Origin of the sequence: Agrobacterium sp. CCNWLW32, from assembly GCF_037083425.1 — a bacterium.
In the GTDB taxonomy this organism is placed as follows: domain Bacteria; phylum Pseudomonadota; class Alphaproteobacteria; order Rhizobiales; family Rhizobiaceae; genus Agrobacterium; species Agrobacterium radiobacter.
The window spans coordinates 218,051-243,823 of the sequence record NZ_JBAOJM010000006.1 but is presented as its reverse complement, the minus strand read 5'-3'; the positions used below and the strand labels follow the sequence as shown (position 1 = coordinate 243,823).

24 protein-coding genes are annotated in these 25,773 nt (G+C 59.8%); 14 read left to right on the top strand and 10 right to left on the bottom strand.

The window, feature by feature from the left end; all coding sequences use genetic code 11:
- Positions 1 to 51: 51 nt before the first annotated feature.
- A complete protein-coding gene (gene alaS, locus V6R85_RS15695; RefSeq protein ID WP_111834509.1) occupies positions 52 to 2,715 on the top strand; it encodes an alanine--tRNA ligase in 2,664 nt (887 codons plus the stop codon).
- Positions 2,716 to 2,803: 88 nt separating this feature from the next.
- On the opposite strand, the gene V6R85_RS15690 is transcribed toward alaS, so the two are convergent.
- Both V6R85_RS15690 and V6R85_RS15685 read right to left on the bottom strand, forming a co-directional pair.
- Complete coding sequence (locus V6R85_RS15690; RefSeq protein ID WP_003507880.1) at positions 2,804 to 3,430, bottom strand: glutathione S-transferase family protein; 627 nt, start codon at positions 3,428 to 3,430, stop codon at positions 2,804 to 2,806.
- A 350-nt stretch (positions 3,431 to 3,780) separates the two neighbouring features.
- The gene (locus tag V6R85_RS15685; protein WP_003507881.1) at positions 3,781 to 4,995 is read right to left on the bottom strand and encodes an NADP-dependent isocitrate dehydrogenase; all 1,215 of its coding nucleotides are present in this window, start codon (positions 4,993 to 4,995) and stop codon (positions 3,781 to 3,783) included.
- A 215-nt stretch (positions 4,996 to 5,210) separates the two neighbouring features.
- Here V6R85_RS15685 and V6R85_RS15680 point away from each other — a divergent pair, with 215 nt between their 5' ends.
- The 7 genes from V6R85_RS15680 to V6R85_RS15650 all read left to right on the top strand — a co-directional run bounded on the left by V6R85_RS15680 (position 5,211) and on the right by V6R85_RS15650 (position 11,531).
- Positions 5,211 to 5,741 carry a hypothetical protein gene (locus V6R85_RS15680; protein ID WP_020012867.1) on the top strand — a complete coding sequence of 177 codons (531 nt, stop codon included), beginning with the start codon at positions 5,211 to 5,213 and terminating at the stop codon, positions 5,739 to 5,741.
- Positions 5,742 to 5,857: 116 nt separating this feature from the next.
- Entirely contained in the window at positions 5,858 to 6,700 is an 843-nt protein-coding gene (locus V6R85_RS15675) for an RNA methyltransferase (RefSeq protein ID WP_003507883.1), read from the top strand.
- Positions 6,684 to 7,505: a glutamate racemase gene (murI, locus tag V6R85_RS15670; RefSeq protein WP_020810915.1), complete on the top strand. Its 822-nt coding sequence runs from the start codon at positions 6,684 to 6,686 to the stop codon at positions 7,503 to 7,505. The genes V6R85_RS15675 and murI overlap by 17 nt, the downstream gene beginning before the upstream one ends.
- A gap of 392 nt (positions 7,506 to 7,897) precedes the next feature.
- The gene (locus tag V6R85_RS15665) at positions 7,898 to 8,137 is read left to right on the top strand and encodes a hypothetical protein (RefSeq protein ID WP_003507887.1); all 240 of its coding nucleotides are present in this window, start codon (positions 7,898 to 7,900) and stop codon (positions 8,135 to 8,137) included.
- Between the two features lie 186 nt (positions 8,138 to 8,323).
- On the top strand, positions 8,324 to 8,962 hold the full coding sequence (locus tag V6R85_RS15660; RefSeq protein WP_111834508.1) for a LysE family translocator: 639 nt from the start codon (positions 8,324 to 8,326) through the stop codon (positions 8,960 to 8,962).
- 37 nt (positions 8,963 to 8,999) lie between these two features.
- On the top strand, positions 9,000 to 9,887 hold the full coding sequence (locus V6R85_RS15655; protein WP_080816717.1) for an EamA family transporter: 888 nt from the start codon (positions 9,000 to 9,002) through the stop codon (positions 9,885 to 9,887).
- A gap of 126 nt (positions 9,888 to 10,013) precedes the next feature.
- Positions 10,014 to 11,531: an ATP-binding protein gene (locus V6R85_RS15650; RefSeq protein ID WP_162692652.1), complete on the top strand. Its 1,518-nt coding sequence runs from the start codon at positions 10,014 to 10,016 to the stop codon at positions 11,529 to 11,531.
- 231 nt (positions 11,532 to 11,762) lie between these two features.
- Here the strand turns inward: V6R85_RS15650 and V6R85_RS15645 are convergent, their stop codons facing one another.
- Positions 11,763 to 12,746 carry a TerC family protein gene (locus V6R85_RS15645; RefSeq protein ID WP_003495337.1) on the bottom strand — a complete coding sequence of 328 codons (984 nt, stop codon included), beginning with the start codon at positions 12,744 to 12,746 and terminating at the stop codon, positions 11,763 to 11,765.
- Positions 12,747 to 13,198: 452 nt separating this feature from the next.
- Between V6R85_RS15645 and rpsD the strand changes: the two genes are divergently transcribed.
- From rpsD to V6R85_RS15620, 5 genes are all read left to right on the top strand, one after another.
- Positions 13,199 to 13,816, top strand: coding sequence for a 30S ribosomal protein S4 (rpsD, locus tag V6R85_RS15640; protein ID WP_003516040.1), 618 nt, complete (start codon positions 13,199 to 13,201; stop codon positions 13,814 to 13,816).
- A 69-nt stretch (positions 13,817 to 13,885) separates the two neighbouring features.
- Positions 13,886 to 14,815, top strand: a complete 930-nt coding sequence (locus tag V6R85_RS15635) for a glutaminase (RefSeq protein ID WP_003495341.1) — start codon at positions 13,886 to 13,888, stop codon at positions 14,813 to 14,815.
- A 63-nt stretch (positions 14,816 to 14,878) separates the two neighbouring features.
- Complete coding sequence (gene ttcA, locus V6R85_RS15630) at positions 14,879 to 15,793, top strand: tRNA 2-thiocytidine(32) synthetase TtcA (protein ID WP_111834506.1); 915 nt, start codon at positions 14,879 to 14,881, stop codon at positions 15,791 to 15,793.
- A 16-nt stretch (positions 15,794 to 15,809) separates the two neighbouring features.
- Positions 15,810 to 16,637 carry an inositol monophosphatase family protein gene (locus V6R85_RS15625; RefSeq protein ID WP_099085251.1) on the top strand — a complete coding sequence of 276 codons (828 nt, stop codon included), beginning with the start codon at positions 15,810 to 15,812 and terminating at the stop codon, positions 16,635 to 16,637.
- Positions 16,638 to 16,667: 30 nt separating this feature from the next.
- Positions 16,668 to 17,492, top strand: coding sequence for an inositol monophosphatase family protein (locus V6R85_RS15620; protein WP_111834505.1), 825 nt, complete (start codon positions 16,668 to 16,670; stop codon positions 17,490 to 17,492).
- Positions 17,493 to 17,726: 234 nt separating this feature from the next.
- Here V6R85_RS15620 and V6R85_RS15615 read toward each other — a convergent pair whose 3' ends face one another.
- From V6R85_RS15615 to V6R85_RS15600, 4 genes are all read right to left on the bottom strand, one after another.
- Positions 17,727 to 18,935: a multidrug effflux MFS transporter gene (locus V6R85_RS15615; RefSeq protein WP_031234083.1), complete on the bottom strand. Its 1,209-nt coding sequence runs from the start codon at positions 18,933 to 18,935 to the stop codon at positions 17,727 to 17,729.
- 137 nt (positions 18,936 to 19,072) lie between these two features.
- Positions 19,073 to 19,408 carry a Grx4 family monothiol glutaredoxin gene (gene grxD / locus V6R85_RS15610; RefSeq protein ID WP_060723270.1) on the bottom strand — a complete coding sequence of 112 codons (336 nt, stop codon included), beginning with the start codon at positions 19,406 to 19,408 and terminating at the stop codon, positions 19,073 to 19,075.
- Positions 19,409 to 19,562: 154 nt separating this feature from the next.
- Positions 19,563 to 19,994, bottom strand: coding sequence for a hypothetical protein (locus V6R85_RS15605; RefSeq protein ID WP_003507905.1), 432 nt, complete (start codon positions 19,992 to 19,994; stop codon positions 19,563 to 19,565).
- Positions 19,991 to 20,239, bottom strand: coding sequence for a hypothetical protein (locus tag V6R85_RS15600; RefSeq protein WP_003507906.1), 249 nt, complete (start codon positions 20,237 to 20,239; stop codon positions 19,991 to 19,993). Before V6R85_RS15600 ends, V6R85_RS15605 begins: the two co-directional genes overlap by 4 nt.
- Before the next feature lie 110 nt (positions 20,240 to 20,349).
- Here V6R85_RS15600 and V6R85_RS15595 point away from each other — a divergent pair, with 110 nt between their 5' ends.
- A complete protein-coding gene (locus V6R85_RS15595) occupies positions 20,350 to 21,498 on the top strand; it encodes a hypothetical protein (protein ID WP_111834504.1) in 1,149 nt (382 codons plus the stop codon).
- Between the two features lie 136 nt (positions 21,499 to 21,634).
- Here V6R85_RS15595 and V6R85_RS15590 read toward each other — a convergent pair whose 3' ends face one another.
- The 3 genes from V6R85_RS15590 to V6R85_RS15580 all read right to left on the bottom strand — a co-directional run bounded on the left by V6R85_RS15590 (position 21,635) and on the right by V6R85_RS15580 (position 25,691).
- Complete coding sequence (locus tag V6R85_RS15590; protein ID WP_003516012.1) at positions 21,635 to 21,868, bottom strand: BolA family protein; 234 nt, start codon at positions 21,866 to 21,868, stop codon at positions 21,635 to 21,637.
- Between the two features lie 16 nt (positions 21,869 to 21,884).
- On the bottom strand, positions 21,885 to 24,119 hold the full coding sequence (gene purL / locus V6R85_RS15585; protein WP_111834503.1) for a phosphoribosylformylglycinamidine synthase subunit PurL: 2,235 nt from the start codon (positions 24,117 to 24,119) through the stop codon (positions 21,885 to 21,887).
- 153 nt (positions 24,120 to 24,272) lie between these two features.
- Positions 24,273 to 25,691, bottom strand: a complete 1,419-nt coding sequence (locus V6R85_RS15580) for an aminotransferase-like domain-containing protein (RefSeq protein ID WP_003507913.1) — start codon at positions 25,689 to 25,691, stop codon at positions 24,273 to 24,275.
- Positions 25,692 to 25,773 lie beyond the last annotated feature (82 nt).

Here is a 25,773-nt window from a genome sequence, read left to right as displayed (position 1 = left end):
CCATCGTTTCCGGTGGCGGTGATGGACTCCAGCTGTGAGCGGTGTGTGGGCATGAGCGGTGTGAATGAAATTCGGTCGACCTTTCTCGACTACTTCAAGAAGAACGGACATGAGATCGTGCCCTCCAGCCCGCTGGTGCCGCGCAACGATCCGACACTGATGTTCACCAATGCCGGCATGGTGCAGTTCAAGAACGTCTTCACCGGTCTTGAAAGCCGTCCTTATTCCACGGCCGCTTCGGCGCAGAAATGCGTGCGCGCCGGCGGCAAGCATAACGACCTCGACAATGTCGGTTATACCGCCCGCCACCACACCTTCTTCGAAATGCTCGGCAATTTCTCCTTCGGCGATTATTTCAAGGAAGAAGCGATCACCCATGCCTGGAACCTGATCACCAGGGAATTCGGCATCGACCGCAACCGTCTGCTGGTGACTGTCTATCACACCGACGACGAGGCCTTTAACCTCTGGAAGAAGATTGCCGGTTTCTCCGACGACCGTATCATCCGCATTGCGACCAGCGACAATTTTTGGGCAATGGGCGATACCGGTCCCTGCGGTCCCTGTTCGGAAATTTTCTATGACCACGGCGATCATATCTGGGGCGGCCCGCCCGGCTCGCCGGAAGAGGATGGCGACCGTTTCATCGAAATCTGGAACCTCGTCTTCATGCAATATGAGCAGCTGACGAAGGAAGAGCGCATCGACCTGCCGCGTCCGTCGATCGACACGGGCATGGGTCTTGAGCGTATTTCCGCGCTGCTGCAGGGCAAGCACGACAATTACGATACGGATCTGTTCCGCGCGCTGATTGCTGCTTCCGTGGAAGCGACCGGTGTTCCGGCCGAAGGTGAAAAGCGCGCCAGCCACCGGGTCATCGCCGACCATCTGCGCTCTTCCGCCTTCCTGATCGCCGATGGCGTCCTGCCGTCCAATGAAGGCCGCGGTTATGTCCTGCGCCGCATCATGCGTCGCGCCATGCGCCATGCCGAACTTCTCGGCGCGCGCGAGCCGCTGATCTACAAGCTGCTGCCGGCACTCGTGCAGCAGATGGGCCGCGCCTATCCGGAACTGGTTCGCGCCGAGGCGTTGATTTCCGAAACGCTGAAGCTGGAGGAAACCCGTTTCCGCAAGACCCTGGAACGCGGCCTGTCACTTCTCTCCGACGCCACCTCGACCCTGCACAAGGGCGACATGCTGGACGGCGAAACGGCTTTCAAGCTTTACGACACCTATGGTTTCCCGCTCGATCTGACGCAGGATGCGCTGCGCGCGCGTGAGATCGGCGTCGATATTTCCGGCTTCACCGACGCCATGCAGCGCCAGAAGGCGGAAGCTCGCTCGCACTGGGCCGGCTCCGGCGACAAGGCGACCGAAACCGTCTGGTTCGAACTGAAGGAAAAGTTCGGCGCGACCGAATTCCTCGGTTACGATACTGAAACCGCCGAAGGCGTCATTCAGGCGATCGTCAAGGACGGCAAGTCGGTGGACAGCGCCGCCGAGGGCGAGACGGTGCAGATCGTCGTCAACCAGACGCCGTTTTATGGCGAGTCCGGTGGCCAGATGGGCGATACCGGCGTTATTTCCGGCGACAATGGCGCCTTTGCCGTTTCCGACACCCAGAAAAAGGGCGAAGGCCTGTTCGTGCATACCGGCACCGTTTCCAAGGGCGGATTGAAGCTCGACGAAGCCGTGCAGCTGACGGTCGATCATGACCGTCGTTCGCGTCTGCGCGCCAACCACTCCGCCACCCACCTGCTGCACGAGGCGCTGCGCGAGGTGCTCGGCACGCACGTCGCCCAGAAGGGTTCGCTGGTCGCGCCCGAGCGCCTGCGCTTCGACGTTTCGCATCCGAAGCCGATGTCGGCCGAGGAGCTGAAGGTGGTCGAGGAGATGGCGAACGAAATCGTCTTGCAGAACTCGCCTGTTGTCACCCGCCTGATGAGCGTTGATGACGCCATTGCCGAGGGTGCGATGGCGCTGTTCGGTGAAAAATATGGCGATGAGGTTCGTGTCGTGTCCATGGGCACCGGCCTGCACGGCGCGAAAGCCAACCGTCCCTATTCCGTCGAGCTTTGCGGCGGCACGCATGTGGCGGCAACAGGCCAAATCGGCCTCATCCGCATTCTCGGCGAAAGCGCCGTTGGTGCGGGTGTGCGCCGTCTGGAAGCCGTGACGGGGCAGGGCGCGCTTGCCTATCTCGCCGAGCAGGATGAGCGCGTAAAGGCATTGGCTTCGTCGCTGAAGGTTCAGCCGGGCGAGGTACTGTCGCGTGTCGAGGGACTTCTCGACGAGCGCAAGAAGCTGGAGCGCGAGCTTGCGGATGCCCGCAAGAAACTCGCAATGGGCGGTGGTTCCTCGGATGCCGGCGCAAACGACGTCCAGCAGGTTGCAGGCGTCAATTTCCTCGCAAAATCCCTGTCCGGCATCGATGCCAAGGACTTGAAGGGCCTTGCCGATGAAGCCAAGGCAAATCTCGGCTCCGGCGTCGTGCTGCTGATCGCTGTTTCCGAAGATGGCAAGGCAAGCGCTGTTGCGGCCGTGACGGAAGATCTGACGGCCCGTTTCAGCGCTGTCGATATCGTCCGCACCGCGTCTGCCGCACTTGGCGGCAAGGGCGGCGGCGGTCGCCCTGATATGGCGCAGGCCGGCGGTCCTGATGGCGCCAAGGCGCAGGATGCCATCGAAGCGGTGGCGGCGGCCCTGGCGGCCTAGTCAGAGCAAATTCAAAAAGGGCGGGGTTTTACCCCCGCCCTTTTGATTCTGGTTCAAGCCTCCGGCGCAGAACAGCGGTTCCCGTCTTTCAGCCCGTCGCCTGCAAGTCCTTTGCCGCTTCCTCATCGAGCTGGGCGGCCCGCTTGAAGGCCGGGCGTTCGGTGAGATGGGCCATGTAATCGAGAAAGGCCGGGCGTTTTTCGATCGTGCCGAAATGCAGCCCCCAGCCGATATGGGCACCGACATAGACATCCGCTGCGGTAAAGAGATCACCGGCGATAAAGCGGTTTTCGCTGACGGCCCGTTCAAGCGTATTCATCACATCCGCATAGCTGCCGCAGCCGGCCATGCGCAGCTTCTCCTTCGGCACTTCGAAACCCATCGCCTTCATGCTTGCCGCCATTTCCAGCGGGCCTGCGGCAAAGAACATCCAGCGATAATAAAGCCCACGTGCCTTGGGCGTGGGCGCAAGGTTCGCGCCGGGAAAGGCATCGGCGAGATAGGCGCAGATCGCTGCCGCCTCGGTGACGATCGTATCGCCGTGTTTGATGGCGGGCACCTTCGCCATCGGATTTATCAGCCGATAGGCGGGCGATTTCATCGAGGTCTCGAAACCCAGTATTTCCGTTCGGTATGGAACGCCCACTTCCTCGAGCATCCACCGCGCGATGCGTCCGCGCGACATAGGGTTGGTGTAGAAGATCAATTCACTCATGCTTTTGCCTCCCCAAGCAAAATCCTCGAAGCATCCCGGGAAAACCGATGCGGATTTCGCGCCTGCGCTTCGCTTTTTTTAAGTCCGCAGCATCCTTCGCGTGTTCCCTAAGACCGCGCTGATGCTCCGATGAACGTTTGACTGTGCCGGGCAAGTTATGTGCAAGTAGATGCTATTTAAGTTTTGTCTTATTGTTGTACTGGCCGCAGCACGCGGAATCGAAGTCTGCGCCTAGTACAACAGCTAATCAAGATACTGTGAACAAAAAAGAAACCAGACGTTTCAGCTCTACGGTACACATAAAAAACCCGGCGCTGAGGCCGGGTTTTGAAGTCGCTGGGAAAGCAGGCTTAAGCCGCCATCGCCTTCTTGAGGTTCTCGTCGATCTTGTCGAGGAAGGCGGTGGTGGAGAGCCAGGGCTGGTCCGGACCGATGAGGAGGGCCAGATCCTTGGTCATGAAGCCGCTTTCAACGGTGTCGACGCAGACGGTTTCGAGCGTCGTTGCGAACTTTGCGAGCTCGGCATTGTCGTCCAGCTTGGCGCGGTGGGCGAGGCCACGTGTCCAGGCGAAGATCGAGGCGATCGAGTTGGTCGAGGTTTCCTGACCCTTCTGGTGCTGGCGGTAGTGGCGCGTAACCGTGCCGTGCGCAGCTTCGGCTTCGACTGTGCGGCCGTCCGGTGACAGAAGAACTGAGGTCATCAGGCCGAGCGAGCCGAAGCCCTGCGCAACCGTGTCGGACTGCACGTCGCCGTCATAGTTCTTGCAGGCCCAGATGTAGCCGCCGGACCACTTCAGCGCGGAAGCGACCATGTCGTCGATCAGGCGGTGCTCATAGGTGATACCGGCTTCGTCGAACTGCGCCTTGAACTCGGTCTGGTAGACTTCTTCGAAGATATCCTTGAAGCGGCCGTCATAGGCCTTGAGGATGGTGTTCTTCGTGGAGAGGTAAACCGGCCACTTGCGCATCAGGCCATAATTCATGGAGGCGCGGGCGAATTCGCGGATGGATTCGTCGAGGTTGTACATGGCAAGAGCCACGCCAGCGCTCGGGGCATCGAAGACGTCCTTTTCGATGACCTGACCGTCTTCACCGACGAACTTGATGGTCAGCTTGCCCTTGCCGGGGAACTTGAAATCGGTTGCCTTGTACTGGTCGCCGAAAGCGTGACGGCCGACAACGATCGGCTTGGTCCAGCCGGGAACGAGGCGCGGAACGTTCTTGCAGATGATCGGCTCGCGGAAGATGACGCCGCCCAAAATGTTGCGGATCGTGCCGTTAGGGCTCTTCCACATCTGCTTCAGGCCGAATTCCTCGACGCGGGCTTCATCCGGGGTGATGGTGGCGCACTTGATGCCGACGCCGTGCTTCTTGATGGCGTGCGCCGCGTCGACAGTGACCTGGTCGTTGGTGGCGTCGCGGTTTTCAACCGAGAGATCGTAATATTCGATGTCGAGATCGAGGTATGGCAGGATCAGCTTGTCCTTGATGAGCTGCCAGATGATACGGGTCATTTCGTCGCCGTCGAGATCGACGACCGGATTGGCTACCTTGATCTTTGCCATGAATTCCTCACCTTCGAAGCTGTGGCGTCTGATAACGCCGGTATTCGGAAAAATATCCGGTGCGGCTATAGCATTGCGAGCGTCTGAGGCAAAGCCATGGGGGGCGCTTTTTTGGCGCAGCGCAATAACGCTTTGCGCATTGCCAAACCATAATGCCGGAATACAGTCAGGCGAATCGCTTCGCCCGCTTGTCGGGCCTACCCCGGGATCACATCATGCGGAATATTCTGCTTCTGACTGCCGCCGTCCTCTTTTCCCACAGCGCCCTTGCTGCCGGGCCCACCGATCCCGTCCAGAAGGTGATGGATATCACCGTCAAGAACTGGTCCGGCGACGCCGAAAACTGGAAATACATCTTTGATGAGGACATGCTGACCAGCCTGTTCAGCAAGGATTTCGTCGCACAATATCACGAAGCGTCCAAGAAGCCGGCCTACGAGGCAGAAAGCGGGGAGAAGGGTGATCCCTTCGGTTACGATGTCGTGACCAACTCCCAGGATGGCTGCCCGCTGCAGGAAGTTTCAGTGACGGCCGGTGCGGTGAAGGACGGCGTGACTGACGTGACGGCGAAATTCAAGCTCTGGGCCTGCATGGACGAGGCGGAGATGAAGGCGACGGTTGACGAAGTGCATTTCGACGTCGTCGAGGAGGATGGCCGGCCGGTCATCAGCGATATTCATCGCGTTGGCGACGAGGGCAGGGATTCGCTGCGCGAAGAGATGGCGACGATCATCAAGGGGGAGTGAAGAGGACGCTCACACCCCTCCGCCTTTGATTTTAGCGCCGATCTGTGCCAGTGAGGCGCGCTTTAGCGTATCGGTTCGAAAATCGACGCGCCGCTTCAGAAAACGGACAAAAGACGATGGCAGGCACAAACAGCGAGCTTGAACTTGTGGCGGAAGGCCCGGCGATCATTCTGGTCGAACCGCAGCTCGGCGAAAATATTGGTATGGTGGCGCGGGCGATGGCCAATTTCGGCCTCGCCGAATTGCGCCTGGTCAATCCGCGTGACGGCTGGCCGAGCGAGAAAGCGCGCGCTGCCGCTTCCAAGGCCGATCATGTCATCGATGCAACGAAGGTGTTCGAGACGCTGGAAGAGGCGATCAAGGACCTGAACTTCGTTTATGCCACGACCGCGCGCGAGCGTTACGGTTTCAAGCCGGTGCGTGCGCCCGTCACCGCCGCCGAGACATTGCGTGCAAAATTCAAGACGGGCGAAAGGACCGGCATCCTGTTCGGGCGCGAGCGCTGGGGCCTTACCAACGAAGAGGTGGCGCTGGCCGACGAGATTGTGACCTTCCCGGTCAATCCCGCCTTTGCCTCGCTCAACATCGCGCAGGCCGTGCTTTTGATGTCCTATGAGTGGATGAAGTCAGGCATGGACGATCTGGGCGAAACGCTTTTCCAGTCCGTCGAGCAGCGGCCCTCCACCAAGGAGCAGGTTTTCGGCCTGTTCGAACATATCGAGGAAGCGCTGGACGCGCGTGGTTATTTCCATCCGCCCGAAAAAAAGCCGAAAATGGTCGACAATCTGCGCGCCGTGCTGTCGAGACGTGGTTTTTCCGAGCAGGAAATCAGTGTTTTCCGTGGCGTGATCAATTCGCTCGACCGTTTTCCCCGGCAATGGCCCAAGCAGGCAGGCCGGGCGGGAACGGCAGAGGGAATATTGGCGAAGGGAACCGGGGAGCATGCTGAAGACGAGTGAGGCGGCCGCCGATGTACTGAAACCGGTGCTGGTGTTCGATTCCGGCATTGGCGGGCTGACGGTTCTGCGCGAGGCGCGCGTGCTGATGCCTGAGCGCGGTTTCATCTATGTGGCCGACGATGCGGGTTTTCCCTATGGCGGCTGGGAGGAGGAGGCGCTGAAGGCGCGCATTCTCTCGCTCTTCGAAACGCTGCTGCAGGATTATAGCCCGGAAGTCTGCATCATCGCCTGCAACACGGCCTTCACGCTCGCGGGTGCCGATCTTCGCGCCCGCTTTCCGCAGATGACTTTTGTCGGCACCGTGCCCGCCATCAAACCGGCGGCGGAGCGCACCCGTTCGGGCCTGGTTTCCGTGCTGGCGACACCGGGCACCGTCAAGCGCGCTTATACGCGCGATCTCATCCAGTCCTTCGCCACCCAATGCCATGTCCGTCTCGTTGGCTCGGAAAATCTGGCACGCATGGCGGAAAGCTGGATCAGGGGAGAGCCGGTCTCGGACGAGGCGGTTCTAGCCGAAATAGAGCCCTGCTTCATCGACAGCGACGGCAAGCGCACAGACATCATCGTGCTTGCCTGTACCCATTATCCCTTCATGGCCAATGTGTTTCGCCGGTTGGCGCCCTGGCCGGTGGACTGGCTCGATCCCGCCGAGGCGATTGCCCGGCGTGCCCGCCATCTGGTGCCGCTGCCACAGGATGCGGAGCACCCTGACGGTTTCGATTTTGCCGTCTTCACCTCAGGCAAGCCGGATTTTGCCACCCGGCGGCTGATGCAGGGATTTGGTCTCAGCGTTTCGTTGACCTGAGTTTCGCTGCCCAGCCGCCTGTTGTATTTTTGCATCTGTTTTGCCCGTCTTTTGCAATTCGAGATTGCGACCTCTTGTCGCGCCGGATTTCTTATGTAAGATGTTTCTCGTCTGTAACCGCTATGAATGGAGGCGTGGAATGACCAATGACATGAATATGCGCCTTAACGGCATGTCTGGCTTTTCCGGCATGGTCTTCGGTGGTTATGTGATGCGAGGCATCTCCCTCCGATAAGGCTTAAAGCCTGATTTCCCTGCCGTTAGGCATTTTCACTTCGTCCGACATGTGACTTGCGCGTCCGCGTGGCATGACTGCTGCGCCCGCCGTTTCGGCATGTCGTTTTCCATCGATAAAGGACCTGGCCGCTTTGCCGCGCCGGGATGGATTTCCCATGCAGAAAAATCAACCATTGGTAGCATATGCGCTGCCGGATGCGGTCGATCGCTTGTTCGTCACATTCGGCGTCTGGAAAACTCTCAAAGCGGTTCTCACAGCCGCGCTGGTGCCGCGTGCGCCGCCGACTGATCCTGCCGATCTGCCTGAGCGCCTTTTGGTCGACATCGGCCTTGACCCCTCGCGCGTAAAGCGGCGGCGGGATTGGGAGGTTCCTCACTGGGCGCCCCGGTTTTGATGTGATGGCCTCTCCCGCGCAGACATGCGGGAGGGGCCGTATCGAACTTTGACCGCCGATGGCGGAGAAAATCCTGCACAGACGTTTTTCGGGTTGTTACGAGAGAGCTGCACGGTTTGTAAAATCCGGCTTGAAGCGAAACATTTTCCGTGGCTTGCTCAAGACTCGGGATAAAGGAGACTCATTATGCCACTGGAGAACTGGCTGGCCTTCGTGGCCGCATCCGCCATCATGCTTGCCATTCCGGGACCGACGATCCTGCTGGTAATTTCTTACGCACTCGGCCACGGCCGCAAGGCGAGCACCGCGACGGTAACGGGCGTGGCGCTTGGGGATTTCACCGCCATGAAGGCCTCGATGCTGGGGCTCGGGGCGCTGCTTGCAACATCGGCGGCGCTTTTCACTGGTCTGAAATGGATCGGTGCGGCTTACCTCATCTATCTCGGCATCAAGCTGTGGCGTTCGCCGGTTGGCGGAGAAGGTGCCGAGGGGACAGGCGTGACGGGCCGTGAAAGGCCGCTCAAAATCTTCCTGCATGCCTATATCGTCACGGCGCTGAACCCCAAGAGCATCGTGTTTTTCGTGGCCTTCCTGCCGCAGTTTCTGGTGCCGACGCTGCCCTTCTGGCCGCAGGTGCTGATTTTCGAAGCGACATTCCTGGTGCTTGCCACCTGCAATGCGGCGCTTTATGGACTGCTGGCAAGTGCCGCCCGCAATACGATCCGCAAGCCGAAGGTCCAGCGCATCGTCAACCGAACGGGTGGCGGTCTCCTGATCGGCGCCGGTCTTATCACCTTTGGCTGGAAGCGGGCGGTTTCGGCGTAAAGCACGTCTCGATCACCTGAAATTCGGACATAACAAAATGGCATTGCCGCATATTCTTCTCGCCCTGATCACCGTGTTTTTGTGGGGCTTCAACTTCGTCGTCATCAAGGTGGGCGTCGCCGATATGCCGCCTTTGTTTCTGACGGGGGTGCGTTATCTCTTTGCGGCCGTGCCTTTGGTGTTTTTCCTGCCAAAACCCAATGTGCCGTGGCGGCATATGATCGTTTACGGCATGGCGATGGGTTTCGTGCAGTTCGGTCTGCTTTATCCGGCCATCAAGCTCGGCCTGCCGGCGGGGCTTGCTTCGCTGGTCATGCAGTCGCAGGCCTTCTTCACGCTGGCGCTTGCCGTGGTGTTCCTCGGCGAGCGGCCGTTGCCTTCACAGATCCTCGGCGCGATCATCGCTTTTGGCGGGCTGGCGGTCATCGGCGTGGAGCGCATGACGGCCGCAGCGCTGATACCGCTCCTGATGGGGGTCGGCTCGGCAATTGCCTGGGCCTGCGGCAACATCGTCAATCGCCGTATCGGCCAGGTGAACGCGGTTTCCTTCGTTGCATGGACGAGCCTTGTACCCGTTCTGCCGTTGATCCTGCTTTCGCTGGTGGTGGAAGGACCCGATGCGATCGCGGAAGGCCTGCTCAATGCGACGCCGACGATGGCTTTCGTGGTGATCTACATGGCCTATGGAGCGACCATTGTCGGCGCGGGCATCTGGAGTTACCTGCTTCTGCGTTATCCGGCCGGAACGGTAGCGCCGTTTTCGCTGCTGGTGCCGATTGTCGGTTTCATCAGCGCCTATCTCGCTTTTGCGGAGCATATCACCGTCTTCGAAGTGGTCGGCGCCGCATTGGTCATCATCGGCCTGATGCTGAATGTGTTCGGCAGGCGGCTTTCATTTTTGCGGGTCTCGTCCGGGACCGCATAGATGCGGCGTAATTGCCTGTGCATTATCGGCATGGGGCAGACGCAACAGGCGATTTTTTGGTAAAGAGCATGTTCGGCCGCCGCCAAGGGAATCGGCCGGATGACATGCAGCACGAGGAATGGAACATTGCAGGTCGGCATCGACATGGGAACCCTATCGGGCGGGCAACAGGCCAAGCTCGATATTGAAGAATTGCTTGCGACACGTTTGCTGGTGCAGGGCAATTCCGGTTCCGGCAAGTCGCATCTCCTGCGCCGGCTGCTGGAGCAATCGGCGCAATGGGTGCAGCAGGTCATCATCGATCCCGAGGGCGATTTCGTCACTCTTTCCGATAAGTTCGGACACGTGGTGGTGGATGGCGAGCGCACCGAAGCGGAGCTGGCCGGCATCGCCAACCGCATTCGCCAGCACCGCGTCTCCTGCGTGCTGACGCTCGAAGGCCTTGATATCGAGCAGCAGATGCGTGCCGCAGCCGCTTTCCTCAACGGCATGTTCGATGCGGATCGCGAATATTGGTATCCGGTGCTGGTCGTGGTGGACGAGGCGCAGATGTTTGCACCCTCCGTCGGCGGTGAGGTGACCGAGGATGCGCGCAAGGCGTCTCTGGGTGCGATGACCAATCTGATGTGCCGCGGCCGTAAACGCGGCCTTGCCGGCGTCATCGCCACGCAGCGTCTTGCCAAGCTCGCCAAGAATGTGGCGGCGGAAGCCTCGAACTTCCTGATGGGCCGCACCTTCCTCGATATCGACATGGCGCGCGCCGCCGACCTGCTCGGCATGGACCGGCGACAGGCGGAAATGTTCCGCGATCTGCAGCGCGGCAATTTCGTGGCGCTTGGGCCTGCGCTATCGCGCCGCCCGCTGCCCATCGTCATCGGGGCGGTGGAAACCTCGGCGCGCTCGTCCTCGCCGAAGCTGATGCCGCTGCCGGATGCGCCGCAGGATGTGGAAGACCTGATCTTCACGCCGGATCCGGAAGAATTCACGCGCGCCGTGGTGCGCCGCACGCCGCCGGCACCGCGGCCGACCACCGATATTCTCGCCGAACTCTCCCGTTCCACGCCCGCCGCCGTTGGTCCTTCATCGGAGCAGTCTCCGCGTGCAGGTCAGCCGGAACTGACGCCGGAGGAGCGTGAGGAGAAGATCGGTGCGGTTCTCGTTGAAATTCTCGATGATCCGCAATCGGCCTATCGCACGGATGCCGTGCTCTATCAGGATTTTCTGGTGCGCGCCCGCATGCGCCGTATTCCCGGCACGCCGATGACGCTGGCGGAATTCCGCCGGCAGGTGGCGATTGCTCGCTCCGGCGTGGATGCGGCGATGGCGGCAAGCGAAGGCTGGGAAAAGGCGCTGGAGTTGTCGATGTCTGTTTCCGATGACCTGCAGGGCGTTTTCCTGCTTCTGGTCAAGGCTGCACTTGGCGAGGAACCTTGCCCGTCGGATGCCCGTATTGCCCGCGCCTATGGCACCCATTCCGCCCGCCGCGCCCGGAGGCTGCTCGGTTATTTCGAGGAGAAGGAGCTTGTGGTGGTGCATGCCGATTTCTCCGGCAAGCGCATCGTGGCGTTTCCCGACCTCGATGCAAAAACCGCACCCGGCGACGCGGATGCGGCTGAGGATGATGCGAGACTGGCGGCGGAGTGAGGTTGGCGGGCTGCTTGTGTAGGCATACCTCTCCGTCCTGCCGGACTTGATCCGGCATCCAGCCACGGCGCGTCTGCACCGTGAGAAGAGTCTCTCGCGATCAAGGACTAGATCACGCTGGACCCCGGATCGGGCCCGGGGTGACGGCGTGTGTATGGTGCTCCGAAACCACGCGCATCTGTCTGCGGAAGTTCCTTTGAGGAGGCGTTTCCGCCTCCTCGTTGAATATTCTTATTCTATGGCCTTGGCTTCCTTGCGTGTCGCGATCAGCGAGCCGATGATGCCGGTTGCGAGGATGGCGACGGTGACGCCGAGCGAGACTGCCGGCGGGATCTTGGCGATGCCGAGCATGTCGGCCACGAAGATTTTCGAACCGACGAAGACCAGAACCGCAGCCAGCGCATATTTAAGATAAGCGAAGCGGTGGATCAGGGCGGCAAGCGCGAAATAGAGGGCGCGCAGGCCAAGGATCGCGAAGATGTTCGAGGTGTAGACGATAAATGGATCGGTGGTGATCGCGAAGATCGCCGGGATCGAATCGACCGCGAAGATAAGGTCGGCGATTTCGACCATGATGAGCGCCAGGAAGAGCGGCGTCACGAAGGTCTTCAGCTTGCCGGTGGTCGCATCCGTCTCCTTGACGAAGAATTTTTCGCCATGCAGCTTTTCCGTTACCGGAAGGCGGCTGCGCAGGAATTTCAGGATGCGGTTATTGCCGATATCGGCCTCGTCATGGTCGGACGAGAACAGCATTTTGAGGCCGGTGAAGACGAGGAAGGCCGCAAAGAGATAAAGCACCCAGTGGAAGTTTTCGACAATGGCCGCGCCGCCGGCAATCATGATACCGCGCAGGATGATGACGCCGAGGATGCCCCAGAGCAGCACGCGGTGCTGATATTGGCGGGGAATGGCGAAATAGGAGAAGATCATGGCGATGATGAAGATATTGTCCATCGCCAGGCTTTTTTCGACCACGAAGCCGGTGACATATTCCATCGCCGACTGCTGGCCGGACTGGTACCAGATCCAGCCGCCAAAGGCCAAACCGATGGCGATATAGAAGCCTGACATCAGCAGGCTTTCACGGATGCCGATTTCCTTGGAGTTCTTGTGCAATACGCCAAGATCGAGCGCCAGGAGGCCAAGGACGAGAGAAATGAAGACCGCCCACATCCATGTGGGGGTACCGAGAAAATCGTTGAGGAGGAACTCCATCAGTCAACCTTTAGCCGGACGAGGTTGGCTTTGCGGATGGGGAACGTGCGTGAAGAATATGCGTGGGCCCCAACCTAAAGAAACTCGACATCACGTGTTGTCCGGTAACACGCCAGAGGGGCCCGAGTTCTGATCACGATGGAGAGATGGGTGGGCGCTCGGGCTTTTCAAGGGCAGGATCGAGAAAAAAAGCGGCGGGTGTTGTTTGACAAATTTGTAAAACATGTTTAGAAGCCGCCCCAACGCCGGGCAGTGATGTCCGGTGTGTTTTGTTGACTGCCCTGCAGTTTAATAACTGACGTTCGGCGGTCAATATCACCGACATGTCCCGTGGTTTCTCCATTTGCATGTGAGAAGCCTGTCAGAGGCCCTGAAACGGGCTTCAGAGGAGGGCGTGTTTCCTTAAACCGGTTTGGCAACAGGCCGGCATAACCTTTTGAGAAGGAAATACGATGAGCAAGCGCGAATCGGCTAAGTACAAAATTGACCGCCGCATGGGCGAAAACATCTGGGGCCGTCCGAAGTCCCCGGTAAACCGCCGCGAATACGGCCCGGGCCAGCACGGCCAGCGCCGCAAGGGCAAGATGAGCGACTTCGGCACGCAGCTGCGCGCCAAGCAGAAGCTCAAGGGCTACTACGGCGAACTGCGCGAAAAGCAGTTCCGCGCCACCTACGACGAAGCAAACCGTCGCAAGGGCGATACCTCCGAGAACCTGATCGGCCTGCTCGAGTCGCGTCTGGACGCCATCGTCTACCGCGCCAAGTTCGTTCCGACCGTTTTCGCATCGCGTCAGTTCATCAACCATGGCCACGTCACGGTTAACGGCGTTCGCGTCAACATCGGTTCTTACCGTTGCAAGCCGGGCGACGTTATCGAAGTTCGCCAGAAGTCCAAGCAGCTGGTGACCGTTCTCGAAGCTGTTCAGCTCGCAGAACGCGACGTTCCTGATTACATCGAAGTCGATCACAACAAGATGGTTGCGACCTATGCTCGCATCCCGGCTCTGTCTGACGTTCCGTACCCGGTCGTCATGGAACCGCATCTGGTCGTCGAATTCTACTCGCGTTAATCAGCGCGTTTCAGTATTGAGAAAGCCGCCCCTCGGGGCGGCTTTTTTGTTTGCTGGGGAAGGCTTTGCATGCAGGACATTCAGGCGATCGTCGATTCCATTTACGACAGCATGGTGCCGCGCCTGGGCGAGGGCAAGGTTGCGGATTACATTCCGGAACTCGCCAAGGTCGATCCGAACCAGTTCGGTATCGCCATCACCACTGTCGACGGAACCACCTATACGGCCGGCAATGCGCTCACGCCGTTTTCGATCCAGAGCATCTCCAAGGTCTTCATGCTGACGCTGGCGCTCGGCAAGGCAGGCGAGACGGTATGGAACCGGGTGGGGCGTGAGCCGTCGGGGTCGTCCTTCAACTCCATCGTCCAGCTGGAGCATGAGCACGGCATTCCGCGCAACCCCTTCGTCAATGCCGGTGCCATCGTGGTGACGGATATCGTTCTTTCCGGCCACCAGCCGCGCGAGGCGATTGGCGAGCTTCTGCGTTTCGTCCGTTATCTCGCTGATGATGACACGATCAGCATTGATGACACCGTGGCGAAATCCGAGCAGGCGACGGGTTTCCGCAATTTCGCGCTTGCCAATTTCATGCGGTCCTTCGGCAATCTGCATCACCCTGTTGAATATACGCTGGGCGTCTATTTTCATCAGTGCGCGCTGTCCATGACCTGCGCGCAGCTTTCACGGGCCGGTCTTTTCCTTGCCAATCGCGGCCGCAATCCGCTGAGTGGTCATACGGTTGTGTCAGACCGACGCGCGCGGCGCATCAATGCGCTGATGTTGACCTGCGGCCATTATGACGGATCGGGCGATTTCGCCTATCATGTCGGCCTGCCGGGCAAGAGCGGCGTGGGCGGCGGTATCATGGCAGTGGCGCCGGGCAAGGCGTCGATTGCGGTCTGGTCGCCGGGTCTGAACAAGGTCGGCAATTCGGCGCTTGGGTCGCATGCACTGGAAATGCTGGCGACGAAAACCGGCTGGTCGGTATTCGGGGCTTGATATTGCGGGCGGATGCGGGCATTTCCTGCATTGAAAATGGCTGAATGCCAGAGCGGGCTAATCATGAACATTGTCACCAGCATCGCAGATGAGGTCGAGGCCGATCAGGACCTGGCCGGAGAAAATGGCGCTTCGCATCCGCTGTTCGACGCGGCACCCCGTTCTGTCTCCTTCAACAAGCTGCGCAAGCGGCTGTTGCGCAATGTACGTCAGGCCTTCGGGGATTTTGGCATGCTGAACGGCCAGAAGCGCTGGCTGGTAGGCCTTTCCGGCGGCAAGGACAGCTACGGTCTTCTGGCGCTGCTGCTTGATCTGAAGTGGCGCGGCCTTTTGCCCGTGGAACTCATTGCCTGCAATCTGGATCAGGGCCAGCCGAATTTCCCCAAGCACGTCCTGCCGGAATATCTGGCGAAAATCGGCGTCGCACATCGCATCGAATATCGCGACACTTATTCCGTTGTGAAGGAAAAGGTGCCGGCGGGTGGCACCTATTGTTCGCTCTGTTCGCGGCTGCGGCGCGGCAATCTCTACCGTATTGCGCGGGAAGAGGGCTGCGACGCGCTCGTGCTCGGCCATCACCGCGAGGATATTCTCGAGACCTTCTTCATGAACTTCTTCCATGGCGGCCGTCTGGCTGGCATGCCGGCAAAGCTGATGAACGACGAGGGCGACCTGATGGTGCTGCGCCCGCTCGCCTATTGCGCCGAAGATGATATGGCGAAATTCGCGGCGGCGATGGAATTCCCGATCATTCCCTGCGACCTCTGCGGTTCGCAGGACGGGCTTCAGCGCAATGCCATGAAGGAGATGCTGGCAGACATCGAAAGGCGTATGCCCGGCCGCAAGGACGTGATGCTGCGGGCGCTTGCCCACGTCAATCCGTCGCACCTGCTCGATCCGAAGCTTTTTGATTTCTCGGCGCTTTCTGTCACCGGGGCGTCACCTGAAGAGCGTAGGGAGGCCAACTCCCCCTTATGAAGAAGTGCCCCGCCCGATGACCCTTTCCGATAAAGATATCGACTTTCTCATTTCCACCGTTGCCGCTGCCGGCGTGAACGAAATTCTTCCCCGCTTCCGAAACCTGAGCGCCGGCGCTATCTCGGAAAAAACCTCCGCCGTCGATCTCGTTACCGAGGCGGATGTTCTCGCTGAAAAAGCAATAACAGCCGCTCTGCTGCAGCGGTTCCCGAAGGCCCATATAGTCGGCGAAGAGACCTATGAGGCGGACCAATCCGTCATTCCGGCGCTTGCCGATGCGCCGCTTGCTTTCGTGATCGATCCCATTGACGGCACTTTCAATTATGCTTCCGGTTTTCCCGCTTTCGGCACGCTGCTTGCGGTTACAGTCAAGGGCGAGACGGTGGCGGGTTTCATTCATGATCCTGTCATGGGTGACACCATCGTCGCCCTGAAAGGCGAGGGCGCGTTTCTCAACCGCAGGAACGGTTCGCAGGCGAAGCTCAAGGTCGCCGATCCCGTGCCATTGTCCGAAATGGTCGGCATTTTCTCCTGGGGCCACAGCCATCAGGATCGCCGTCCGGTGATCGCCGCCAATATGGCGAAGATAAAGATGGCGCTTTCAATCAATTGCTCGGCACATGAATACTGGCTCGCCTCGGCCGGCAAGCTGCATTTCATCGGCCATGAGAAGCTGATGCCGTGGGATCATCTCGCCGGCGTGCTTGTTCATCAGGAGGCGGGTGGTTATACGGCCCGTTTCGACAATACGCCCTATCGGCCGGGACAAACGGAGGGTGGCATCCTGTCCGCTCCCGACAAGGAAAGCTGGAAGATGCTGCGACGGGAAATCGTCGCTTTATAGTCGTTACGCTCAGAAAGAAGGATATCGCCCATGGCTCTCGAACTCGACATCGCCTCTCTTGCCAACGCGCTTCAGGAGGCGGCGGCAGTGGAAATCCTGCCGCGGTTCCGCAATCTGGGCGAGGGCGATGTGCGGATAAAGAGCGAGGCGATCGACCTTGTGACCGAGGCCGACGAGGCTGCGGAGCGGCTTATCCGCGCCCGTGTACAGGAAATCATGCCTGATGCGCTGTTCATCGGCGAAGAAGCGGTGGCGGCGGACGCCTCGCTGCTCGGCAAGCTTGCCGATGCCGATCTTGCCGTGGTGGTCGATCCGATCGACGGCACCTATAATTTCGCCTCCGGCCTGCCGCTCTTCGGCGTGATGATGAGCGTTATCTCGAAGGGCGAGACCGTTGCCGGCCTGATCTTTGATCCGATGGGCAATGACTGGGCGATTGCCGAAAAGGGTTCCGGCGCCTGGCTTTGCAGTGCTGATGGTTCGCAGACGCAGATGTCGGTCGTGCCGGCGCCTGAACTGTCGCAGATGGTGGGCATCGCCAATACCGGCTATTTCGACGTTGAGACACGGCGCAAGATTCTGACGAACCTCGCCGATGTGCGGCTGTTCACCAGCTATCGCTGCGCGGCGCATGAATACCGCCTGTTCTGCGGCGGCCACATGCATTTCCTGATGTATAACAAGCTGATGCCCTGGGACCATCTGGCCGGCACGCTGCTTTCGCAGGAAGCGGGCGCCTATGCGGCGCGTCTCAACGGCTCGCCCTATCTGCCGCGGCATGTGGATGGCGGGCTGTTGCTGGCACCCAATCAGGAGACGTGGGAATTGCTGCGCGAGAAGATTTTTACGGTTTGAGGCGGCGAATTAATGTGGGGCTGGGCAGGAAGGCTTTCTCCCGTCATGCCGAACTTGATCCGGCATCCAGTAGCCGCGCGTCTGCGCGGTGGAAAGAGTCTTCTCAGCCCAAAGACTTGGGCTGGCTAGACCCCGGATCTAGTCCGGGGTGACGGGCTGCGGATGACGTGAACTCGTAATCAACAAAAAGGGCGCGGAACAGAATTCCGCGCCCTTTCATTTTTCTAACGGCCCTTACCGTGTCGGCTTGTTGTGGGCCTGAAACAACACGCCCTTTTCCCCGATCAGCACGAAGATCAGACCGATGATGGAGACGACGAAGAAGCCGGCCACCATGGGCAGTGCGGTGCCGTCGAAAGCCTGGCCGATGGCGGCACCAATCAGCGAGCCGCCGACCGTTCCCATGAAACCGATAACGGACGAGGCCGTGCCGGCGACGTGGCCGAGCGGTTCCATGGCGAGCGAGTTGAAGTTTGAGCCGATCCAGCCGAACTGGAACATGGCGAGCGCGAAGAACACGATGAAGATCGCAAAGGGCATCGGTTCCGGGCCAAGCACCTGCACCACCAGCCAGATGAAGGTGATGGCGATGAAGCCCAGCAGGGATCCGTGCGACAGCTTGCGCATGCCGAACCGGCCGACAAGCCTTGCATTGATGAAGGACGAGAAGGCCATGAACAGCGCCACGCCCGCAAAGGCCGCTGCGAACCATGCACCCAGCCCATAAATGCCCTTGTAGACCTGTTCGGCCGAATTGATGAAGCCGAACAGCGCACCGAAGATAAAGGTGCTGGAGAGCGTGTAACAAAGCGCAATGCGGTTGGTGAGCACGATCTTGAAGCCGCCAAGGATAGAACGGGCGGTGAAGGGGCGGACATCGTCCGGATGCAGGGTTTCCGGCAGGCGGAAATACATCCAGGCCGTCACGACGGCGGCAATTCCCGCCATGAAGGCGAAGATCAGATGCCAGTTACCGAAAAACAGCACGATCTGACCGGTGCCGGGTGCGATGACCGGAACGACCATGAACACCATCATGATCAGCGACATGACTTCCGCCATCTGGCGGCCGCCATAGATGTCACGCACGATCGAGATGGTAATGACGCGTGTCGCCGCCGAGCCGATGCCCTGAATGAAGCGCAGGATCAGCAGGCCGGAGAATGACGGTACGAAGACTACGGCGAGGGCTGAAACGATATAGATCGCAAGTCCGACGAGCATCGGCTTGCGGCGTCCGAAACGGTCCGAGATCGGACCGTACAGAAGCTGCGCGACGCCGAAGCCCAGAAGATAGGTGGAAATGACATATTGGCGGTGGTTTTCATTGACGACGCCAAGCGATGCGCCGATTTCCTGAAGACCCGGCAGCATGATGTCGATGGCAAGCGCGTTCAGCGCCATCAGCATCGCGGCAAGCGCGATGAATTCCGTGCGCCCCATCGAGCCTGCGCGCGAAGCGGTGGATTGTGAAAGTTCTGTCACAGGATTGCCCCAAAAAGAACGGCAAAGGCGTTGCATGAAGCAACGCCTGGCATAGTTTTCTGACAATCAGGGTGGGCCGGATGAACCGGCCGAAATCAGGCCGCGCCGCGGACGCTGATACCCTGTTCTTGGAAGTGGCTTTGCAGTTCGCCGGACTGGAACATCTCTCTTACGATGTCACAGCCGCCGACGAATTCGCCCTTGACGTAGAGCTGCGGGATTGTCGGCCAGTTGGAATAGTCCTTGATGCCCTGACGGATGTCGGCATCGGCAAGCACATTGACGCCCTTGTAGTCGACGCCGAGATAATCGAGGATCTGTACCACCTGTCCGGAAAAACCGCACTGCGGAAATTGCGGGGTGCCCTTCATGAAAAGAACGATGTCGTTGCTCTTCACTTCGCTGTCGATCATGTCGTTAATGCCGCTCATAGGCCTATTCCTTTCACATGCGGTTCAAGGCCGCTGCTTTCCGTTTGTTCCTAGATAACATGTCGCGGCGCGATTTCCACCCGGGAAGCGTAAAAAACTGCGGGTGTGGCATCATTGGAGAGGGATCGAAATTTCGCGTCCACGTCGCAGCGGGTCAGGTGTCGGGATAGACCAGAAGTATTTTGCCGATCGTCTTTCGCGGTCTGGAGACGAGCGGGACTAATATGCCTGTCTCGTCAGCGAAAAGATCGAGTTCTTTCTGGTTCTGGAGTGTCATCACTGAGCGGCCGGTCGCTAGCGAACAATCTCGTTCGCAATCCACCTGCATTTCACTCACCAGTCGGTCGTTTTGGTGGTCGATTTTGAGATCGACAATTAATTTAGGCTCTTCCTGTTTAAGCAGACGGCAGGTTTGACCAATTTTGCAAAGCGCGGTGCCGGCTATCGGATCAGCATCATGAAGCAGCACGGCGAAGCCGATTTTGATCTCTTTGTTACTTCTGTCGTCGGTGAAGCCCATGCGTGTTGCGGAAAGAAACAGGAGGGCGCAGGCGAAAAACAGGCAAAGCCGCTCGTTGCGGATCATCGATATCTCTGTCGGCTGCGCGCAGCGGCCGTGCGTCTTTTGCTCACCTGCTTCTTGGCTGGCTTGGGTTTGACGGCTGCGTTGATCGCGGCTTCCAGGACCGAGCCGACGATGCCGCCGGCAAGGGAACCGGCGCTTTTCGTCCGGCGGGCCCTTCGGGTCTTGCGGATACCGGTCTTGGTCAGCACTTCGGCCAGAGCGCCCTTGACGACGCCGTTGAGCAATTGATCGACGATGCCAGACAAATTTCCCTCGCCAATAAATAAATCATATTTCGGTCGCGATTTTTACTATACGTGCATCGCCCACTGTATCAAGCGATCCTTTCGGGTGCCTCCAGCCCGAAGGTTTATGCATGCCGACCGTCAAGTCACGCCTTGTTCTTTATTTCCCCGGTTTCGATCCGCTCGATGCGGCGGCCCATCATCTGCGTTACCAGCGGGCGGCGGCGCTGGCCGGCAAGACTTGGGATGTCGACTATGCGGTGGGACCGCTCACGAACACGCCGGCGGGTGAAACATTCACGGTGGAGGCTTCGGCGGGCGACTGGCGGACGCGCTCCGACATTTTCGTTTACGATCATAATGCGGTGATATCGCAGTTACGGGATGCGCCGGTCCGGCAGCAGATCTGGCTTGGTTTCAAAGCCGGTGCAGGCATTATCGCCGAGGGCGGTGCGGCGCGCTACTTCCGCCATGCCTGGCGTTTTGGTCTGTTCTTCATCTTCCCGTTCCTGCTGATGCTGGTCGGCGGTGCTGTTGCTGCGGCTATTGCGCTCTCGCCTTCGCTGCTCGGTTTGCCTCTCTGGCTCTTCGCAATCAGCCTTCCCGCCGCCGCCCTGTTTTTCGTGAAGGCGTTTCTGCCTTTTGCGGAGCGGTTTCACACCCTGCATCTTTATGCGGACTGGCGCTTCGCGCTCGCTGTCGGCCGCGATGAAGCGATTGCCCGCGACTGGATCGAAGAGAGGGCCGCACTTGTTCTGACGACGCTTGAGCAGCCCTCGGACGAGGTTCTGGTCATTTCGCACAGCATGGGCGCCAGTCTTGCGCTCGCCGTGATCGGCCGCGTGCTGGAACTCAGGCCGGATGCGCTGGATGGCCGGAAGCTGTCCTTTGCAACGCTGGGCGGCGCAGCGCTGCAATGTGCGTTCCTGTCGAGTGCGGACAGGCTGCGTGAGAGCGTCGGCGTGATTGCACGTCACCCTGAGGTGACATGGTTCGATATCCAGTGCCTCACCGATCCCATTCACCTCTACAGGTGTAACACGGTGGCGCTGACCGGCCATAAGGATGCGCCGCTGCCGAAGATCGTGCCGATCCGCTTCAAGCATTCGCTTTCGCCGGAGCGGTATAAAAAGAACAAGCGCAACTTCCTGCGCATGCACCGGCAATATGTTCTGGGGCCTGATCGCAAGTCCGGTTACGATTTTACGCTGCTAACGGCTGGACCTTTACCGGCCGCATCTTTTGCCGATCTGGAATCGCAGAGCCCGCCTGCTTTGTAAGCGGCTACTGCTCATTCTACCGGATATGAAAAGGCCCGCGTGAGAGTATCACGCGGGCCTTTGATTTTAGTCCGGAGCCTTTATGCGTTGGCAGGACAGTGAAACTGTCTTGCCCGAACGGCTTTGACGGCCACGGTCATTCGGGAGCCGAGGTCTGCAGGGCAAGGGCGTGCAGAACGCCGCCCATATTGCCCTTCAGCGCGTCATAGACCATCTGGTGCTGCTGCACGCGGGTCTTGCCCTTGAACGCATCCGCAACGACTTCCGCCGCGTAGTGGTCGCCGTCACCGGCCAGATCGCGGATCGTGACCTTTGCCCCGGGAATTCCCGCCTTAATCATGTCTTCAATGTCGCCGGGTTTCATGGGCATGGTGTTTCTCCTTAATTCATTCTGCGGCGAGCAAAGTTTCGCCGTCCATGAATTGAGGGAACCACGATTCATAGGCCAAGTGCAATTCTTTAATCTCGACAGCCCGCGCCGTGCCCAGCTTTACGCTCGCACCGCCGGTAACGCCGATTGCGGGGCAGGAAACGCCCGCCGCCTTCGCCGCTGCCTGCACCTTGTCGAGATCACCCTTCTTCACCGTCAGGACGTAACGACCCTGGTCTTCGCCATAGAAGGTGAGGACCGGATTGTGGCCTTCGACCGCATCGATCGTCGCGCCGATGCCGGAGGAAATTGCCATTTCGGCAACCGCAAGCGCCAGACCGCCCGAGGAGCAATCGTGAACCGCTGTCGTAAGACCATCGGTGATGAGCGTACGGACGAAATCGCCGTTCTTCTTTTCGGCTGCCAGATCCACATGCGGTGCGGGGCCATCGATGCGGCCATGGATGTCGCGCATGTAAACCGACTGGGCGATGTGGGTGCCGAGACCGGCAGGCGCGCCGACCAAGAGCACCACTTCGTCAGCGGCGGCAAAGCGGATGCGCGCCATGCGGCCCCAATCCTTCAGGAGGCCGACGCCGCCGATGGTGGGGGTGGGCAGGATCGCCTGACCGTTGGTCTCGTTGTAGAGCGAGACATTGCCGGAAACGATCGGGAATTCCAGCACGCGGCAGGCTTCGCCGATGCCCTTGATGGCATGCACGAGCTGGCTCATGATCTCAGGCTTTTCCGGATTACCGAAATTGAGGTTGTCGGTAGCCGCCAGCGGCAGGGCGCCGGTTGCGGTGATGTTGCGCCAGCATTCGGCGACGGCCTGCTTGCCGCCTTCGAAGGGATCGGCCTCGACATAACGCGGCGTCACGTCGGAGGAGAAGGCGAGCGCCTTCTTGTCATGGCCTTCGACACGGACCACGCCGGCATCGCCACCCGGCAGCTGCAGGGAGTTGCCCTGGATCAGCGTATCGTACTGCTCATAGACCCAGCGGCGCGAGGAGTTGTTGGCCGAACCAACCAGCGAAACCAGCGCATCGGCAATATCGGCCGAGGGAATGTCATTTTCCGAAAGCGGCGCCTGAACCTTGGCGGGCGTCCACGGACGGTCATATTCCGGGGCCTGATCGCCGAGATCCTTGATCGGCAGGTTGGCGACTTCCTCGCCATTGTGCAGCACGCGGAAGCGCAGGTCGTCGGTGGTCTTGCCGACGATAGCGAAGTCCAGACCCCATTTAACGAAGATCGCCTTGGCGACCTCTTCCTTGGAGGGCTCGAGAACCATGAGCATGCGCTCCTGGCTTTCCGACAGCATCATTTCGTAAGCCGTCATGCGCTCTTCGCGCACCGGCACGGCATTGAGGTCGAGTTCGATGCCGAGATCGCCCTTGGCGCCCATTTCAACGGCCGAGCAGGTGAGGCCGGCGGCACCCATGTCCTGAATGGCGATGACCGCGCCGGTCTTCATCAGTTCAAGGCAGGCTTCCAGCAGGCACTTTTCGGTGAAGGGGTCGCCGACCTGAACGGTCGGGCGCTTTTCTTCGATCGACTCGTCGAATTCGGCAGACGCCATGGTCGCGCCGCCGACACCGTCACGGCCGGTCTTTGCACCGAGATATACCACCGGCAGGCCGACGCCCTTGGCTTCCGAAAGGAAGATCGCATTGGACTTGGCAAGGCCAGCAGCAAAGGCGTTGACGAGGATGTTGCCGTTATAACGCGGGTCGAATTCCACTTCGCCGCCGACGGTCGGCACGCCGAAGGAATTGCCGTAACCGCCGACACCGGCGACGACACCGGCCACGAGGTGGCGGGTCTTCGGATGGTCAGGAGCACCAAAACGCAGCGCATTCATGGCAGCGATCGGGCGTGCGCCCATGGTGAAGACGTCACGCAGGATGCCGCCGACGCCGGTCGCCGCACCCTGATAGGGCTCGATATAGGATGGGTGGTTGTGGCTCTCCATCTTGAAGACGACGCAGTCGCCATCGTCGATATCGACAACGCCGGCGTTTTCACCGGGGCCCTGAATGACGCGCGGGCCTGTTGTCGGCAGGGTCTTCAGCCACTTCTTGGAAGACTTGTAGGAGCAGTGCTCGTTCCACATGGCCGAGAAGATGCCAAGCTCGGTAAAGCTAGGCTCCCGTCCGATCAGGTCGAGGATACGCTGGTATTCGTCGGGCTTCAGCCCGTGGGATGCAACGAGTTCCGGGGTGATCTTGATGGAGTTTGGAATCGACATAGGTCTCACGCGGTTCGAGCCGAGGAAAGTTTCCGGTTCTTTAGCGCAAGAGGCTCAATGGCGCGACAGGAAAATGCGCTGTTTTGCCGGTTAATTGGCGGTTTATGCCGTTATTCGCGGCGGCGCACGGTCTGCGCACCAACGCACATCGGGTCATGCCACGCTCTCATATCCGGCGGAGCCATTATCGAGCAGGTGGCGGAGGACGCCGAAGGCATGCGTCAGTTCCTCGCGGGTGGAGGGGCCTGAAAAGCTGATGCGGACGCGGTGGAAAACCTTGTCCGTCCGTCCGGCCTTGAACTCGTCCTCGTCGTCGATCAGCACGCCTTCCTTCATCGCCGCATTGCGGAAGGTGCCGGAAAGCCAGGGTTCGGGCAGTCTCAGCCACAGGAAGGCGATATCCGGCAGCGAATTGAAATCCAGTCCGGCAAAGGCCCGCCGGGCAATCGCTTCGCGTTGATTGATTTCTGCGATGCAGTCCTTGCGAATGTCATCGGCGTCGCCGCTATTGACGAGGCGCGCGTTCAACTCGGCCAGCATGAAGGGCAGGCCGCCCGTCAGCATCGAGTGGGAAATGCGGATACGAGAGGAATATTGCGCTGGACAGGCGACCCAGCCGCCGCGCACGCCGGCGGCGACGGATTTCGACAGGCCGCCGACCACGAAGGTGATATCGGGCGCAAATTCGGCGATCAGCGGGATCGCCTCGCGGGTCATCGCGCCGTAGAGATTGTCCTCGATGATCCACACGCCGTAACGGCGGGCAATATCGGCAATCGCGCGGCGGCGCTCTTCCGGCAGGGTGGCGCAGGTCGGGTTCTGGCCGGCCGACATCAGGAAGATCATCTTCGGATGCTGCTGGGCGCAGACGCGCTCGAAATCATCAGGGACAATGCCGTTCTCATCCGCTTCCACCAGCGTCACCCGCCGACCGGCAAGGGCGGCGCTGCGGCTGATGTGGGAATAGGTGACGGGTTCGAAGACGATACGGTCGCCCGGCGCGGTCATCGCCGTCACCACACTCATCACCGCCGCATGGGCGCCAAGCGTCGAGACGATGTTTTCCGGTTTCGGCGACCAGCCGTTCTGGGAAAGCCAGCGAACGCCCGCCATGCACCAGCTGTCGGGGAAGGAGCGGGCGTAATTGGTGATGTCGTAGGCATGCTCACGGGTGACGGCCTCGATGTGCCGGGCGATCAGCCCGCTCTGGCCGACATCCGGTGCAGCCGTCGTGTTCAGCCTGAATTCGGCGCTGCTGTCGATGGCGTGGCGTGTGCTGCCGAAGGCCGCCGCTGCCGGTTCCAGGGGCAATGAGGGGGCAGGGGTCTTGCGCTCATTGACATAGGTGCCGCGTCCGACCTCACCGCTGACGAGGCCACGTTCGTGAATGAGCGCATAGGCCCGGCTGATTGTACCGATTGTCACACCGAGATCGTAAGCAAGATTGCGCTGGGGCGGCAGTTTCGAGCCGGCCTGCAGGGTGCCGTCGGAAATCGCGCCTTCAATACTGTCGGCGAGGCGAAGATAAATCGGGCCGTCGCCCTCGGTGATGTCGGGAAGCCAATTTGTCATGGTGACAATTTATGCATTGTATCTATCGAGAAGTCAATTGTATTTATTGTCTGCATTAATTGAGGATCAACGAACGGAGACA

Excerpts from the sequence above, each read along its gene's own strand:
- grxD (WP_060723270.1), bottom strand. The coding sequence starts at position 19,408 with ATGAGCGGCATTAACGACATGATCGACAGCGAAGTGAAGAGCAACGAC.
- V6R85_RS15620 (WP_111834505.1), top strand. The coding sequence starts at position 16,668 with ATGGCTCTCGAACTCGACATCGCCTCTCTTGCCAACGCGCTTCAGGAG.
- V6R85_RS15665 (WP_003507887.1), top strand. The coding sequence starts at position 7,898 with ATGCAGAAAAATCAACCATTGGTAGCATATGCGCTGCCGGATGCGGTC.
- V6R85_RS15580 (WP_003507913.1), bottom strand. The coding sequence starts at position 25,691 with ATGACAAATTGGCTTCCCGACATCACCGAGGGCGACGGCCCGATTTAT.
- V6R85_RS15675 (WP_003507883.1), top strand. The coding sequence starts at position 5,858 with ATGGCAGGCACAAACAGCGAGCTTGAACTTGTGGCGGAAGGCCCGGCG.
- V6R85_RS15635 (WP_003495341.1), top strand. The coding sequence starts at position 13,886 with ATGCAGGACATTCAGGCGATCGTCGATTCCATTTACGACAGCATGGTG.
- V6R85_RS15680 (WP_020012867.1), top strand. The coding sequence starts at position 5,211 with ATGCGGAATATTCTGCTTCTGACTGCCGCCGTCCTCTTTTCCCACAGC.
- V6R85_RS15590 (WP_003516012.1), bottom strand. The coding sequence starts at position 21,868 with ATGCCCATGAAACCCGGCGACATTGAAGACATGATTAAGGCGGGAATT.
- V6R85_RS15615 (WP_031234083.1), bottom strand. The coding sequence starts at position 18,935 with ATGGGGCGCACGGAATTCATCGCGCTTGCCGCGATGCTGATGGCGCTG.
- V6R85_RS15690 (WP_003507880.1), bottom strand. The coding sequence starts at position 3,430 with ATGAGTGAATTGATCTTCTACACCAACCCTATGTCGCGCGGACGCATC.
- murI (WP_020810915.1), top strand. The coding sequence starts at position 6,684 with ATGCTGAAGACGAGTGAGGCGGCCGCCGATGTACTGAAACCGGTGCTG.
- alaS (WP_111834509.1), top strand. The coding sequence starts at position 52 with ATGAGCGGTGTGAATGAAATTCGGTCGACCTTTCTCGACTACTTCAAG.
- V6R85_RS15660 (WP_111834508.1), top strand. The coding sequence starts at position 8,324 with ATGCCACTGGAGAACTGGCTGGCCTTCGTGGCCGCATCCGCCATCATG.
- V6R85_RS15625 (WP_099085251.1), top strand. The coding sequence starts at position 15,810 with ATGACCCTTTCCGATAAAGATATCGACTTTCTCATTTCCACCGTTGCC.
- V6R85_RS15605 (WP_003507905.1), bottom strand. The coding sequence starts at position 19,994 with ATGATCCGCAACGAGCGGCTTTGCCTGTTTTTCGCCTGCGCCCTCCTG.
- V6R85_RS15645 (WP_003495337.1), bottom strand. The coding sequence starts at position 12,746 with ATGGAGTTCCTCCTCAACGATTTTCTCGGTACCCCCACATGGATGTGG.
- V6R85_RS15655 (WP_080816717.1), top strand. The coding sequence starts at position 9,000 with ATGGCATTGCCGCATATTCTTCTCGCCCTGATCACCGTGTTTTTGTGG.
- ttcA (WP_111834506.1), top strand. The coding sequence starts at position 14,879 with ATGAACATTGTCACCAGCATCGCAGATGAGGTCGAGGCCGATCAGGAC.
- V6R85_RS15595 (WP_111834504.1), top strand. The coding sequence starts at position 20,350 with ATGCCGACCGTCAAGTCACGCCTTGTTCTTTATTTCCCCGGTTTCGAT.
- rpsD (WP_003516040.1), top strand. The coding sequence starts at position 13,199 with ATGAGCAAGCGCGAATCGGCTAAGTACAAAATTGACCGCCGCATGGGC.
- V6R85_RS15685 (WP_003507881.1), bottom strand. The coding sequence starts at position 4,995 with ATGGCAAAGATCAAGGTAGCCAATCCGGTCGTCGATCTCGACGGCGAC.
- purL (WP_111834503.1), bottom strand. The coding sequence starts at position 24,119 with ATGTCGATTCCAAACTCCATCAAGATCACCCCGGAACTCGTTGCATCC.